This is a genomic window from Streptomyces coelicoflavus (assembly GCF_003112555.1).
GTDB lineage: Bacteria > Actinomycetota > Actinomycetes > Streptomycetales > Streptomycetaceae > Streptomyces > Streptomyces coelicoflavus.
The window spans coordinates 59,304-72,338 of sequence record NZ_BEWB01000011.1; the positions used below are offsets into that span (position 1 = coordinate 59,304).

Genomic DNA, 13,035 nt, shown 5'->3' on the forward strand with positions numbered 1-13,035 from the left:
ACCGCACCTCCGTGGCGCCACGCACCCCGATTCTTCCTGTCCGAGGCGCTGGTGGCGAACCTGGCGACAATCGGGGTGTCTTGCCTGATTCCGGGCAAAGGGTGAGTGTGCGGCACCCGCCGCGTGCCCCCGCCCGGCCCCGTTCAGCGTTGCAGCAGCGCGAACGACGCCCCCTGGCCGTCCGAGACCACGGCCACCCGCCCGTACGACGCCTCGAAGGGCGGGACCCGCACCCGACCGCCGAGCCGGGCCACCGTCGCGAGCCCGGCCGTCACGTCCTCCACCAGGAAGTGGACGAGGAAGTGCGGCGGCATCTCGGCGGGGAAGACGTCCGAGACCCGGGCGCGGCCGAAGTCGGGCGAGGCGTCCGGGCCGAAGAGCGCGTCGTGGAAGAGGTCGCCGTAGAAGGCGTTGGCGGCCTCCGTGTCCCGGGTGTACAGCTCGGCCCAGGCGAAGGCGCCCGGCTCGCCCCGGCGCCCGAAGCCGGTACGGCGGCCCGGCTGCCAGAGCCCGAAGACCGCGCCGTCGGGGTCGGCGGCGAGGGCGGCGCTGCCCAGGTCGCCGACCGGGTGGGGCGGGGTGACGACCTGACCGCCGCCCGCCCGGATCCGCGCGGTGAGGGCGGCGGCGTCCGGGGTGTGGAAGTACACGGACCACACGGTGGGCATCCGGCCGTCCGTCTTGCGGACCAGCGCGGCCACCGGCTCACCGTCCAGGCACGCCCGCACGGATTCCCCCGCCGCCGCCTCTTCCTCCGTCTCCGCGTCCTGGAAGGTCCAGCCGAACAGCTCGCCGTAGAAGCGTTTGCCCGCCTCCACGTCGGAGAGATGTGCGTCCACCCAGCAGGGGACGCCCTCTCGCCTCTTCTCGAATGCCCCGTTTTCGGCCATGCCGTCAAAATAGCCGCGCGGCCCGCACCGCGCAGACCCGGCGCACCCGTCTCTCTCCGCTCCCGCACCCCATTTGCAGTCGGCCGAATCGCGCTCGGATCACCCGTCGGTAAGCTGACGGCATGACAGGACAAGTGCGTACCGTCGACGGCCGCGTGGCCGGTCGACGTGGGCAGGCGACCCGGCAGAAACTGCTCGACTGCCTCAGCGAAATGCTCAGCTCCTCCCCCTATCGCGATGTCAAAGTCATCGATGTCGCCCGCCGGGCGGGCACCTCGCCCGCGACCTTCTACCAGTACTTTCCGGACGTCGAGGGTGCCGTCCTGGAGATCGCCGAGCGCATGGCCGCCGAAAGCACCTCGCTGGCCGAGCTGACGGCGGGCCGCTCATGGGTCGGCAAGGCGGGCTGGCAGACGGCACAGGAACTCGTCGACGGATTCCTGGACTTCTGGCGCAAGAACGACGCGATTCTGCGCGTTGTGGATCTCGGCGCCGCGGAGGGCGACAAGCGGTTCGCCAAAATCCGCATGAAGATCCTGAATTCGGTGAACTCCTCCCTGACGGATTCCGTCGCCGATCTCCAGGCAAAGGGCAAGGTCGACAAGGACGTGAACCCCGCGGCGATCGCCGGGTCACTCGTCGTCATGCTCGCGGCCGCCGCCTCGCACCAGAAGGGGTTCTCCTCCTGGGGCGTGAAACAGGCGGAACTCAAGCCGCATCTCGCCCTGTTGACGTATCTCGGCGTCACCGGAAAGAAGCCCGCCAAGTAGTACGCCGCGCGGCAGCCTGTCATTCCCCGCTCCGCCGCGTCGCCTCCCCGCACATCCCGCCTCCCCCCGCACCTCCGGCCCCCGCGCCGCCCCGTCGGCCGCCCGCTCGAACTCGGCGACCGTGCCCCCGGCCCTCCGGCCGCGCCGCACGATGTCCAGCGCCTCGAAGTTCGGCCCGCGACGGCCCCGGACGGGGAGCGACCGGGGAACAGCCGCCCACCCGGCCGACGTTGTGCCCGGCATCCGTACCCGCATCCGCTGGAGGAGACCACCGTGGCCCTGACCCGCGAAGAGCGTGAGACGTTCCTGGCCGAACCGCACATCGCCGCGCTCGCGGTCGACGCGGGAGCGGGCCGCGCCCCGCTGACCGTGCCGATCTGGTACCAGTACGAGCCCGGCGGCGAGGTGTGGATCACGACGGGCCTCGACAGCCGCAAGAACGACCTGATCAGCAAGGCGGGCCGGTTCTCCCTGATGGTCGACCGGCTGGAGCCCACCATCCGCTACGTGTCGGTGGAGGGACCGGTCGTCGAGACGGTCACCGCGACCGAGGAGCACGTGCGGGAGATGTCCGCGCGCTATCTCCCGGCCGAGAAGGTCGACGGCTACGTCGCCTTCGCCCTGGCGAACCACGGCGAGCAGGTCGTCGTCCGCATGCGGCCCGAGCGCTGGGTCTCCTCCGACCTCGGCTCCGTGTGAGCGGCCTGCCCGAGCTGCTGAGGTCGCTGCGGGTGTGGGACCCCGCGGTGACCGAGCTGCCGCCCCTCGACCCGGCCGGTGCGCCCGGCGACCCGCTGGAGCTGTTCACCCGCTGGTTCGCCGAGGCGGCCCGGGCCGGCGAGCGCGAGCCGCACACGGTGTCGCTGGCGACGGCGGACGCCGAGGGCCTGCCGGACGCGCGCGTCGTCATGCTGCACGGCGCCGACGCGGACGGCTGGGCCTTCGCCACCCACGCCGACAGCCGCAAGGGCCGCCAGCTCGCCGCCCGCCCGTACGCCGCGCTCGTCTTCTACTGGCCGGTGCTGGGCCGCCAGGTGCGCCTGCGCGGCCCGGTGACCGTCGCCCCGGGCGACGAGGCGCGGGCCGACCTGCACGCGCGCTCGACCGGCGCGCTGGCCGCCGCGCTCACCGGCCGGCAGAGCGCGGAGCTGGGCTCCGCCGACGAGCTGGCCCGCGCCTCCGAGGCGGCCTGGGAGCGGGCCGGACGCGAACCGGACGCCCCGGTCCCGTCCTGGACCCTGTACCGGCTGCGCCCCGACGAGGTGGAGTTCTTCCAGGGCGAGGCCCGCCGGCGCCACGTACGGCTCGCCTACCGGCGGACGGAGGACGACGGCTGGGAGCGGCGGCTGCTGTGGCCGTGAACCGCGCTCACCGCGCGCCCGGCGGCGCCGGCTCCTCGTCCGTCGCCAGGCGCGCGTGCAGGTGCACGTCCCGGAACGCGTCGTGCCGCCCGGCCTCGAACATCGCCTCGCGCAGGGTCCCCTCGGCGCGGTAGCCGCTGCGTTCGGCGACCCGGCAGGACGCGTCGTGCCCCACCGCGTGGCCCAGTTCCAGGCGGTGCAGGCCGAGTTCGGCGTAGGCCCAGCGCGAGGCGAGGAGCAGGGCACGGGTGGCGACGCCCCGGCCCCGGGCCTCGGGGAGCACCCAGTAGCCGATCCTGGCCACCTTCATCTGCCGGCTGATCTCGTTGAGGCCGATGTGTCCCAGCGTCGTACCGCTCTCGTCGTCCGTGATCCGGAACGACGCGGACCTGCCGTCCGCCGCGTCCCGGGCCCGCCCGCGCAGCGACTCGCGGGCCCCGGCGAGGTCGGTCCACAGCTTGAGCGGCGTGTTCCAGCGCTGGAACTCGGGGTCCGTACAGCCGCGCAGCCACGTCTCCGCGTCGGCGTCCGAGGCGGCGTCCCAGGCGCGCAGGCGCAGTCCGTGCCCGCGGGGTTCGGGATGGGAGAGGGAGGGGTCGAGGGTGTACATGCGTGTGTGGGCCATCCGGTCATTCAACCCGACCGGATCCCACCCCGCCGGTCCCAGTCGTGACCGATCCGCAACCGATTCCGGTCTTGACCGAGACCCATCAACCTGGGGCGCGATTACGCTCGCCGCATGGCCGACTCCACAGCGTCCGCTGAACCGCCGCAGCCCGCCCACCCGGCGGGCCGCCCCGTGTACGTCATAGGCGCCGGTCCCGGTGGTCTCGCCGTCGCCCACGCGCTGCGCGCCCGAGGTCTGCGGGCGGTGGTCCTGGAGCGCGCCGACCACGTCGGCGACTCCTGGCGGCGCCACTACGACCGGCTGCGGCTGCACACCACCCGCCGCCTCTCGGCCCTGCCCGGCCTGCCCATGCCGCGCCGCTTCGGACGCTGGGTGGCCCGCGACGACGTGGTGCGCTACCTGGAGAAGTACGCCGAGTACCACCAGCTGGAGATCGTCACCGGGGTGGAGGTCTTCCGCGTCGAGCGCGCTCCCGACGGGGCCGGGTGGCTGCTGCGCGCCTCCGGCGGCCGGGAGCTGACCGGCGCCGCGGTGGTGGTCGCCACCGGTCACAACCACACCCCGCGGCTCCCGGACTGGCCCGGCCGGGACGCGTACACCGGTGAGTTCCGGCACGCCGCCGAGTACCGCTCCCCGGCCCCGTACGCCGGCCGGGACGTCCTGGTGGTCGGGGCCGGCAACACCGGTGCCGAGATCGCTGTGGACCTGGTGGAGGGCGGGGCTGCCCGGGTCCGGCTCTCGGTGCGCACGGCGCCGCACATCGTCCGCCGGTCGACGGCGGGGTGGGCCGCCCAGTACAACGGCGTCCTGGTCCGGCGCCTGCCGGCCGCGCTCGCCGACCGGCTGGCCCGTCCGCTGGCCCGGATCAGCACGCCCGACCTCTCCGCCCACGGGCTGCCCCGCCCGGAGACCGGCCTGCTCACCCGTGCCGCCCAGGGCGCGATCCCGGTGCAGGACGTCGGCCTGATCGACGCGGTGCGGGCGGGTCGCGTGGAGGTCGTGGCCGCCGTGGAGGGCTTCGAGGACGGCAAGGCGGTCCTCGCCGACGGCACCCGCCTCGCCCCGGACGCGGTGATCGCGGCCACGGGGTACCGGCGGGGCCTGGAGGGGCTGGTCGGCCACCTCGACGTCCTCGACGGCACCGGCAGGCCGGTCGTGCACGGGGGGCGTACGCCGTCCGGTGCCCCCGGCCTGTACTTCACGGGGTTCACCAACCCGATCAGCGGGATGCTGCGGGAGCTGGCGATCGACGCGGAGCGGATCGCCGGGGCGGTCGCGAAGAGCGCGAAGAGGGGGGCGGGGCGGGTGTCGCGGCTGCCGGGCTAGTCGCGGGTGAGGATGCGCAGGTCACCGGAGTCGGGGTCGCCGAACCGCACGAACAGCTCGGGGTCCCGCTCGGTGCCGCCGATCCTCCAGTACGTCTGCTGGCCGCACGCGCCGTCGAGGCGCACCAGGACGCCGTCGCGGTCGGTGTCCTGCAACTCGCTGTCCCGTTGGAGGGTCCACGTGCCGGTTCCGTCGCACAGCGAGAAGTCGCCCTCCTCGTCGGCGTCGTTGTGGGCCGGTACGCCGGTCAGCTCGGCCCGGCCGCCCGGGGCCAGCCGCAGCACGCCCCCGTCCTCGCCCCGCCACTCCCCGGCGAGCTGGGCGGCGGACAGCCGAGGGGGTTCGTAGTCACCGGCCAGGGAGGCAGCCGTCGCCCCGCACACCGCGAGGAGGACGAGACTCGCGCCCGCCGAACGGAGCCAGAAGCCGCCTCCCGACCACGGCCGGCCGCGCAGGGAGTGCAGGACCAGCACCGGCAGGACGCCGACCCCGGCGCACCACGGGAGGGTGTCGCCGACCGGCCACCCCCGCAGCACCTGCCCCAGCACCGACCAGCCGGCGCCGATCAGGACGGACCCGGCCAGGTGCCAGACCCACTCGGGGCCCGGAGCAACGCGGGGCCGCAGGCGGGCCAGGAACATGGCGGGGGCGATCTGCACGGCGGCGTGGAAGAGGCCGACGAACGGCAGGAGCAGCGGCACGCAGCAGATGCCCAGGTAGCCGCCGCCCCCGTAGTCGTAGTCGTCCCGGCCCGCCTCCATGGCGAACCACCAGGCCAGCCACACCAGCGGCACCTGCGCCGCGCACAGCGCGATCGCCCGGTTCCATTCGTCGTTCGGCCGCACGGGCCGCCGGTCACCGGGATTCCCCGTCCTCCCCCACCCCATGCCCGCACCCTACGACCTGCTCATGACAGCGCGGCCACCGGAGTCGGACGCCGCCGGATCACCAGCGCCATCAGCGCCGCCGCCGCGCACAGCGCACCGGAGGCGATCCAGACCACGTCGTAGGAGCCGAAGCGGTCGCGGGCCACGCCGCCGAGGAAGGCGACGAGGGCGGCGCCCACCTGGTGGGAGGCGAGGACCCAGCCGAAGACGATCGCGCTGTCCTCGCCGTAGTGCTCGCGGCACAGGGCGAGGGTGGGCGGGACGGTGGCGACCCAGTCGAGGCCGTAGAAGACGATGAAGAAGAGCATCGGCGGGTGGACGCTCGGCGCGAGCAGCATGGGGAGGAAGAGGAGGGAGACGCCGCGCAGGGCGTAGTACACGGCGAGCAGGCGGCGCGGTTCGAAGCGGTCGGTGAACCAGCCGGAGGCGATCGTGCCGACCACGTCGAACACGCCGATGACGGCGAGCAGCGAGGCCGCGGCGGTGATCGGCATGCCGTGGTCGTGGGCGGCGGGCACGAAGTGGGTCTGGATCAGGCCGTTGGTGGAGGCGCCGCAGATCGCGAAGGTGCCGGCCAGGAGCCAGAACGGGCCGGTGCGGACGGCGGAGAACAGGACCGTCACGGCGCGGCGGGCGGCGCCGGGCACGGGGGCGGGCTTGGGCACGAACTCCTGGGCACCGTACGGCTTCTGGCCGACGTCGGCCGGGTGGTCGTGCAGGAGGAGCCAGACGAAGGGGACGACGGCCAGGGCGGCGAGGGCGACGGTGACGGCCGCCGGGCGCCAGTCGTACGTCTCGACGATCCAGGACAGCAGCGGCAGGAAGATCAGCTGGCCGGAGGCGGAGGCGGCGGTGAGGACGCCGGTGACCAGGCCGCGCCGCTCGGTGAACCAGCGGTTGGTGACGGTGGCGGCGAAGGCCAGGGCCATGGAGCCGGAGCCGAGGCCGACCAGCAGGCCCCAGCAGAGGATGAGCTGCCAGGCGGAGTCCATCCACACGGTCAGGCCGGAGCCGAGCGCGATCACCAGCAGGGCGACGGCGACGACCCGCCGGATGCCGAAGCGGTCCATCAGCGCGGCGGCGAAGGGGGCGGTCAGCCCGTAGAGGGCCAGGTTGACGGAGACGGCCGCGCCGATCGTGGCGCGCGACCAGCCGAAGTCGGCGTGGAGCGGGTCGATGAGGATGCCGGGCAGGGAGCGGAAGGCGGCGGCCCCGATGATCGTCACGAAGGTGACGGCGGCGACCCACCAGGCGCGGTGCACGCGGGTGCGGCGGCTCGGTCGGGTGGGCTCCGGCTGGTTCACGGGAGCCGCTGCGGCTGCGTCGGTTGTCTGGGTCACGTCACTGAGTCTCCGCAGCGGGCCACGCCCGGACGAGTGGCCCGGAGGACAGCGTTCGCTAGGATCGGGCCATGCCTCTCGCCCCCGCCGGGACCCCCGACCGCGCCCCCGCCGACGCCACCGACCACACCCGCACCCCCGCCCCCACTCCCGGCACCGGCACCGGCACCGGCACCGGCACCGGCACCGGCACCGGCACCGGCACCGGCACTGCCGAACGGCCGCACCGCGTCGCCGTCCTCGCCCTCGACGGTCTGCTCCCCTTCGAGCTGGGCATCGCGCCGCGCATCTTCGGCCTCGCCCGCGACGAACGGAGGCGTCCGCTGTACGAGGTCGTGACCTGCTCGGTCCGGCCGCCGGGCCCGGTCGCCACGGACGCGGACTTCGCGATCATGGTCGAGAAGGGCCCCGAGGCGCTGGCCACCGCCGACACGGTCGTCGTCCCCGCCTCCTACGAGCTGGGCCCGGTCTACGAGGAGGGCGTGCTGACCGGGGAACTGGCCGCCGCGCTGGCCCTCGTGCGGCCCGGCACCCGGCTGGTCGCCATCTGCACGGGCGGGTTCGTACTGGCCGCCGCCGGCTACCTCGACGGCCGCCCGGCGACCACGCACTGGGCCTCGGCCGAGCACTTCCAGCGGCTGTTCCCGAGGGTACGGGTGGACGCCGACGTGCTGTTCGTGGACGACGGCGACGTGCTCACCTCGGCCGGGGTCGCGGCCGGGATCGACCTGTGCGTGCACATCGTGCGCCGGGACCACGGCACCGCCGTCGCCAACGAGGTGGCCCGGCGCACCGTCGTACCGCCCCACCGGGACGGCGGGCAGGCGCAGTTCATCGAGCGGCCGGTGCCGGACCCGCAGCAGTCCTCCACGACGCGCGCCCGCGCCTGGGCGCTGGGCCGCCTGCACGAGCCGATCCAGCTGCGGGACATGGCCGCCCAGGAGTCGATGTCGGTACGCACCTTCACCCGCCGTTTCCGCGAGGAGGCCGGCGTCAGTCCGGGCCAGTGGCTCGCCCGGCAGCGCGTGGAACGGGCCCGGCACCTGCTGGAGTCCACCGCCCTGTCGGTGGACCAGGTCGCGCGGGACGCGGGGTTCGGCACGGCCCAGTCGATGCGGCAGCATCTCCAGGCCGCGCTCGGGGTCACGCCGACCGGGTACCGGCGCACCTTCCGCGCGGAGTTGTCCACAGCCTGTGGACGATGAGTCCTCGTTGACCGGCGGCGCGGCGCTGTCCGCCCCGAGCACGGCATCGCGCGCCGCCGGCCGACTCCGGCGCCTCCCGCCCGGCTCCCGTCGCCCCGGGGGAACCGCCGCCGACACGACCCACGCTCGTCGAGGGCTCCGTCACCGAGCCCTCGTCGTCCCCTCGCGGCGAATCGTGGCTCCCAGCGTGAGGAAGCGGTCACGATCCGTCAACCGACGGGTGGGCTTTCCTCGCGTGTGTACCGGTTCGCCGGGGACGCGCACGGGAGCAGACCCCGGCGCACGGGCGTCACACGACTTCGTAGGCGAACCCCTGGTACGCCACCGCGCCACCGCCGTCGCCGCAGGCGGGTCCGGCGTCCCCGCCCCCGGAGGAGCGGTCCAGCTCGCACCAGATGCGCTTGCCGGTGCCCTCCCTGCTCCAGCCCCACCGGTCGGCGAGTCCGTCCACGAGGGCGAGGCCCCGGCCGCCGGTCGCCTCGCCGCCGGCGCACCGGGGCACCGGGGCCCGGTCGCTGGCGTCGTCCACCTCGAGGCGGACGGTGGCGTCCTTCGTCTCCTCGGTCACCGCACCCGGCAGCACCAGCCGCAGCACCGCCGAACGGCCGGTGTGCACCACGGCGTTGGTGACGAGCTCGGAGACGAGCAGGACGAGCGTCTCGGCGAGTGGCTCATCGGCCCGTATCCCCGACCCGGCGAGGCGTGAACGCGCCCAACGCCGGGCACGCCCCACTTCCGAGGGGTCTGGACGGACCTCCAGCTGCACTTGAAGCACCTGCACCGCTCACACCATCCGAACCGGCGGACACAAAGGCTCGCGCCTCATGAGGGCCACGATCGTAGCCATTTCCAGCATGGCCAGAACAACGGCCGGGGCGGGGATCACCGAACGTGATTCCCTTGTGGAACAGCATGGTTGACGGACAGTCACGTCAACAAGCGCTTCGGGCATATTCCAGCGCGAAGGAGTACGCGTGCGCCATACTGTGCGACGCACATTCCGGGGAGTCGAACAGGCGGCGGCCGACGGCCGTTCCACCCTGCGGGGCGCGGCACACACCGTCGGTTCCGGAGCCGCCCCGGGGGCAACTCCGGCACGGCTGGCGCTCGGGACCACTCGCATCCACCACAAGGTACCGGAGCGTGGCACCGACTCCGCGCCGTAACGGGTCGTGCGGCGGACACAACCCGGTATCAACGCTCCGTGATACCGCACTGCCACGATCCGCGACACTCGGGCGGACGCCGCTCCGCTGCGCGCTACTCCGGCACGGTGAACCAGCGGGCGAAGGCCGGGACGATCTCCGTCTCCCCCACCGTGCCGTCGCCGTCCGCGTCGAGCGCGGCGGCGACCGACCGGGCCACGTCTCCGGGCACCCCGAACACGGTCAGGGCCCGCGCGGTGTCCGCGACGGTGACCGTACCGTCGCCGGGGCCGGCGACGGCGAGGGCGGCGTGCAGGAAGGGGCGGGCGATCTCGGCGAACCGGTCCGGCTTGTCGCGCAGCCGCTTGACCGCGGCGGTGACGAACTCCTCACGGGTGATGCGCTGGTCGCCGTCCCGGTCGGCGATGCCCGCGAGTCCCTGCCAGAGCGCCTCCGCACCGCCGTACAGGGCCTGCCCCCGGTCGGAGCGGGCGGCGACGCCGAACTCGGCGAGCAGGGCCTTGGCCGCCCCGCTGAAGTCGGAACGGTCGATGTGGCCGTTGCCGTCCTGGTCGAAGGTGGTGAACCGCGCGGCGATCCTGCGCTCGTACTCGCTGTTGACCATGGTTCTCTCCGGCCGTCTCACGTCGGTGTTCGGGGCACGTCTCGCCCGGAGCGTACGTCGCCGGACGCGGCCGCGGGCGGGACTTGCCGCGATGTCCCGCGCGGCCTACGCGGAAAGGGGGCGCGGCTCGTCCCCGGTGGCCGAGGCGAGGTCGGGGTGGCAGTCGAAGAGCCGGCGCACGCCCAGCGCCCCGAGGACGCGGTTGACGTGGGAGCCGTCGACGGCGCCCTGGGCGGGCAGTATCAGCCGCAGCCTGCCCTGGCAGGAGCGGATGAGCCGCCGGGAGGCGATGAGGACGCCGACCCCGCTGGAGTCGCAGAACAGGACCTCGGAGAGGTCCAGGACGAGGCTGTGCCGCCCCTCGGCCACCTCGTCGTGCACACGCTGCCGCAGCACCGGTGACGTCACCAGGTCCAGTTCGCCCGACACCTGGAGCACGGCCCATCGGCCCCGCTCCCCGCCGGTCACGTTGAACGTCACCACCATGCCCTTCATCCGTCGGAGCGCCGGAACGCCTGGATTCACCCGAAACGGAAGCCGTACCTACGCTTCCTGGCGGCGCGCCTGCCCACCGGCCGTTCCCGCAAACGCCGGGGCGGAAACGGAGACCGGTCGGAAGAGGCTTGTTTCAGACGCTTTCGATCTCGTTCGATCGATTTCGGTCGCACGATAGAGGGTAGTGGAGGCCCATATCACCTCCGGCCCGTCGGGAGCGCACATTGGAGCAAAGGGGCGTGCGCTGTCGGACGTGCCGACTACATTCGAGGAGAGGGTGGCCGCGGGCCGGGTCCGACGAGGGGGTGGAGGAGCCGCATGGCGAAGAGGGACGTGCCCCTGCGCTGGGACCGCAAGATGCAGCAGCGGCTCGCGCGCGGCGAGGCCGCCGCCCTGGGCGAGCTGTACGACCGGTTCGCCTCGCTGGTGCACGGTCTGGCGCACCCTCGGGGAGTGCGACGCCTGCGCCGAGGAGGCGCTGCGCCTGCGCGAGGCGGTCACGCTGCTCCAGCGGCCGGAGAGCCTCGACCTGGACCCCGCCCTGCGCACCCGGGTGCTGGACGGCTGCCTGGAGCGGCGTCCGCCCCGCATCCCGGTGCCCGAGTGGGCGGCCCCCTACGACGCCGAGACCGCGCGCCTGGACGCGCTGCTCCAGGACTTCGGGGACGCCGAGTGGCACGCCCCGGTCCGGCTGCGCTGGTACGAGGACGACGGCGCCGCGAGCCGGCGTACCACCGTCGCCGGGGTCATCGCGCACCTGCTGACGGTCGACGGGACGGTCGCGGCCGCCCTGGGCCTCGACGACCCGCTGGGTGACATCGCGGCGCCCGGCCAGGCGCCGGCCGCCCGCACGGAGGCGTACTGGCGGGCCTCGCACTGCCCGCCCACCCGCGCGGAGCGGGCGTCCTGGCGCCGGCAGACCCACGACATCGTCCGGACGGTGGCGTTCACCGGCGACGCGGGCGGGATGCCGGTACCGTACGGCGGCCTCGAGCTGCCCCTGCGGGACGCGATGCTGGACCGGGCGTTCGAGTGCTGGGTGCACGCGGAGGACATCGCCGAGGCGGTGGACTACCCGTACAACCCGCCGTCCGCGCGCCACCTCAACGGCATGATCGACCTCGCGGCCCGGATGCTGCCGGGGGTCCTCGCGACCCGCCGCCGGGCCGGTCTGGCCGCTCCCGGCGACCGTCCGCACCTGGTCGCCGCGGGTGAGCCGGGGCGCAGCCTGCGGCTGGAGATCGAGGGCTCGGGCGGCGGCGAGTGGCTCATCCCGCTGGACTCGCCCGGCGCGGTGGGCTCCTCCGACCACGAGGTGGCCCATGTCGCCCTGGACGGCGTGGAGTTCTGCCGGCTGGCGGCGGGCCACGTGCCTCCGGCGGAGGCGGCGGCCGGTCAGGTGGGCGACCGCGACGCGATCAGGGACGTCCTGTTCGCGGCAGCCGCCCTGAGCCGGATGTAGCCTCGCCGCCGGACGTAGCCTCGCCGCCGGTTGCGGCGTCGCCCTCCCGGGGGGCGACGGGGGCCGTGTGAAGGACCTCGCGGGCCTGGTCCGCGGCCCGGACGATGCTCTCGGAGATGAAGTCGAGGAAGCGGGCGATGTTCTCCAGGCGGTCGGCGGCCGGGGTGCCGGAGCCCAGGACGGCCACGCCCTGGCGTGCGGTCTCGGCCACCAGGAGGGTCCCGCGGGCGCTGGCGACCATGGACTGGTACCAGACGTCGTCGTCGATGACGTAGCGCTCGCGGCGCGACGCGTCGCGTTCCCGGCGGACGAGCCCCTGGCCGTCGAGGAACGCGACCGCCTTGGAGACGGACGCGGGACTCACCCGGAGGCGCTGGACGAGCTCGGCCGCGGTGAGGCTGCCGGTGTCGCTGACGCAGAGGCACGCCATCACCCGGGCCATCATCTTCGGCGTGCCCTGCTGTATGAAGACCGTGGTCAGCGTCTCCTCGTAGGCGCGCACGGCCTCGGCGTCCCGGCCGTGGGCCGGCGGTGCCTGCGGCCCCCGGGGCGTCGCCTGCCCACGCCGGTGGGCGCGCCGCTCGGTGGCCCGGTGGGCCAGGTCGGCGCGGTACGCGGTGGGGCCGCCGTTGCGCATCACCTCGCGCGTGACGGTCGAGGTGGGCCGGTCGAGGCGTCTGGCGATCTCCGCGTAGGCGAGGCCGTCGGCCAGCCCCAGGGCGATCTGCTGACGTTCCTGCTGGGTGAGCCTGCCTCCCGGCATCGCCCTTCCTCTCCCTCGCACTCCGCTGACGGCCCGACCATAGCGTTCACCTCCACTTCATTGCAACGCCCGGCAGGGCTGACGTTGCATTACCCAGCACACCGTTGCAACGAAATATGCCGTCTGAACTGCGCTGAT

At 74.0% G+C, this 13,035-nt stretch carries 13 protein-coding genes and 2 pseudogenes; 7 read left to right on the forward strand and 8 right to left on the reverse strand.

Features of this window, described 5'->3' with window-relative positions; translation table 11 throughout:
* Window positions 1-143: 143 nt before the first annotated feature.
* Entirely contained in the window at window positions 144-890 is a 747-nt protein-coding gene (gene kbpA / locus Sco07f_RS26110; RefSeq protein ID WP_108989361.1) for an AfsK-binding protein KbpA, read from the reverse strand.
* 134 nt (window positions 891-1,024) lie between these two features.
* On the opposite strand from kbpA, the gene Sco07f_RS26115 reads away from it, so the two are divergent.
* The 3 genes from Sco07f_RS26115 (at window position 1,025) to Sco07f_RS26125 (ending at window position 3,021) form a co-directional block, all read left to right on the forward strand.
* Window positions 1,025-1,660: a TetR family transcriptional regulator gene (locus tag Sco07f_RS26115; protein ID WP_042826336.1), complete on the forward strand. Its 636-nt coding sequence runs from the start codon at window positions 1,025-1,027 to the stop codon at window positions 1,658-1,660.
* Window positions 1,661-1,933: 273 nt separating this feature from the next.
* Window positions 1,934-2,359 carry a pyridoxamine 5'-phosphate oxidase family protein gene (locus Sco07f_RS26120; protein ID WP_007450597.1) on the forward strand — a complete coding sequence of 142 codons (426 nt, stop codon included), beginning with the start codon at window positions 1,934-1,936 and terminating at the stop codon, window positions 2,357-2,359.
* Window positions 2,356-3,021 carry a pyridoxine/pyridoxamine 5'-phosphate oxidase gene (locus Sco07f_RS26125; RefSeq protein WP_108989362.1) on the forward strand — a complete coding sequence of 222 codons (666 nt, stop codon included), beginning with the start codon at window positions 2,356-2,358 and terminating at the stop codon, window positions 3,019-3,021. Before Sco07f_RS26120 ends, Sco07f_RS26125 begins: the two co-directional genes overlap by 4 nt.
* A 7-nt stretch (window positions 3,022-3,028) precedes the next feature.
* On the opposite strand, the gene Sco07f_RS26130 is transcribed toward Sco07f_RS26125, so the two are convergent.
* Complete coding sequence (locus Sco07f_RS26130; RefSeq protein WP_108989363.1) at window positions 3,029-3,646, reverse strand: GNAT family N-acetyltransferase; 618 nt, start codon at window positions 3,644-3,646, stop codon at window positions 3,029-3,031.
* A gap of 114 nt (window positions 3,647-3,760) precedes the next feature.
* Between Sco07f_RS26130 and Sco07f_RS26135 the strand changes: the two genes are divergently transcribed.
* Window positions 3,761-4,975 (forward strand): flavin-containing monooxygenase, encoded by a 1,215-nt coding sequence (locus tag Sco07f_RS26135; protein ID WP_108989364.1) that lies wholly within the window; start codon window positions 3,761-3,763, stop codon window positions 4,973-4,975.
* On the opposite strand, the gene Sco07f_RS26140 is transcribed toward Sco07f_RS26135, so the two are convergent.
* Both Sco07f_RS26140 and Sco07f_RS26145 read right to left on the reverse strand, forming a co-directional pair.
* Window positions 4,972-5,820: a hypothetical protein gene (locus tag Sco07f_RS26140; protein ID WP_108989365.1), complete on the reverse strand. Its 849-nt coding sequence runs from the start codon at window positions 5,818-5,820 to the stop codon at window positions 4,972-4,974. The genes Sco07f_RS26135 and Sco07f_RS26140 overlap by 4 nt on opposite strands.
* A 62-nt stretch (window positions 5,821-5,882) precedes the next feature.
* A complete protein-coding gene (locus Sco07f_RS26145) occupies window positions 5,883-7,202 on the reverse strand; it encodes an MFS transporter (protein WP_108989366.1) in 1,320 nt (439 codons plus the stop codon).
* Between the two features lie 71 nt (window positions 7,203-7,273).
* On the opposite strand from Sco07f_RS26145, the gene Sco07f_RS26150 reads away from it, so the two are divergent.
* Entirely contained in the window at window positions 7,274-8,407 is a 1,134-nt protein-coding gene (locus Sco07f_RS26150; protein ID WP_244942150.1) for a GlxA family transcriptional regulator, read from the forward strand.
* A 289-nt stretch (window positions 8,408-8,696) separates the two neighbouring features.
* Here the strand turns inward: Sco07f_RS26150 and Sco07f_RS26155 are convergent, their stop codons facing one another.
* The 3 genes from Sco07f_RS26155 to Sco07f_RS26170 all read right to left on the reverse strand — a co-directional run bounded on the left by Sco07f_RS26155 (window position 8,697) and on the right by Sco07f_RS26170 (window position 10,663).
* Window positions 8,697-9,173: an ATP-binding protein gene (locus Sco07f_RS26155; RefSeq protein ID WP_007388695.1), complete on the reverse strand. Its 477-nt coding sequence runs from the start codon at window positions 9,171-9,173 to the stop codon at window positions 8,697-8,699.
* Between the two features lie 494 nt (window positions 9,174-9,667).
* Window positions 9,668-10,177: an EF-hand domain-containing protein gene (locus tag Sco07f_RS26165; protein WP_007388696.1), complete on the reverse strand. Its 510-nt coding sequence runs from the start codon at window positions 10,175-10,177 to the stop codon at window positions 9,668-9,670.
* 105 nt (window positions 10,178-10,282) lie between these two features.
* Entirely contained in the window at window positions 10,283-10,663 is a 381-nt protein-coding gene (locus Sco07f_RS26170) for an STAS domain-containing protein (protein WP_007388697.1), read from the reverse strand.
* 327 nt (window positions 10,664-10,990) lie between these two features.
* Between Sco07f_RS26170 and Sco07f_RS26175 the strand changes: the two are divergent.
* Together Sco07f_RS26175 and Sco07f_RS26180 are read left to right on the forward strand one after the other, a co-directional pair.
* Window positions 10,991-11,116 (forward strand): annotated as a pseudogene (locus Sco07f_RS26175) (RNA polymerase subunit sigma-70); the annotation flags it as partial.
* Window positions 11,112-12,134: pseudogene (locus Sco07f_RS26180) on the forward strand (maleylpyruvate isomerase N-terminal domain-containing protein); the annotation flags it as partial. The pseudogenes Sco07f_RS26175 and Sco07f_RS26180, both read left to right, overlap by 5 nt.
* On the opposite strand, the gene Sco07f_RS26185 reads toward Sco07f_RS26180, so the two are convergent.
* The gene (locus Sco07f_RS26185) at window positions 12,091-12,897 is read right to left on the reverse strand and encodes a GbsR/MarR family transcriptional regulator (RefSeq protein ID WP_108989367.1); all 807 of its coding nucleotides are present in this window, start codon (window positions 12,895-12,897) and stop codon (window positions 12,091-12,093) included. The pseudogene Sco07f_RS26180 and the gene Sco07f_RS26185 overlap by 44 nt on opposite strands.
* Between the last annotated feature and the right edge of the window lie 138 nt (window positions 12,898-13,035).

Excerpts from the sequence above, each read along its gene's own strand:
- Sco07f_RS26130 (WP_108989363.1), bottom strand. The coding sequence starts at position 3,646 with ATGGCCCACACACGCATGTACACCCTCGACCCCTCCCTCTCCCATCCC.
- Sco07f_RS26135 (WP_108989364.1), top strand. The coding sequence starts at position 3,761 with ATGGCCGACTCCACAGCGTCCGCTGAACCGCCGCAGCCCGCCCACCCG.
- Sco07f_RS26185 (WP_108989367.1), bottom strand. The coding sequence starts at position 12,897 with ATGCCGGGAGGCAGGCTCACCCAGCAGGAACGTCAGCAGATCGCCCTG.
- kbpA (WP_108989361.1), bottom strand. The coding sequence starts at position 890 with ATGGCCGAAAACGGGGCATTCGAGAAGAGGCGAGAGGGCGTCCCCTGC.
- Sco07f_RS26165 (WP_007388696.1), bottom strand. The coding sequence starts at position 10,177 with ATGGTCAACAGCGAGTACGAGCGCAGGATCGCCGCGCGGTTCACCACC.
- Sco07f_RS26170 (WP_007388697.1), bottom strand. The coding sequence starts at position 10,663 with ATGGTGGTGACGTTCAACGTGACCGGCGGGGAGCGGGGCCGATGGGCC.
- Sco07f_RS26150 (WP_244942150.1), top strand. The coding sequence starts at position 7,274 with ATGCCTCTCGCCCCCGCCGGGACCCCCGACCGCGCCCCCGCCGACGCC.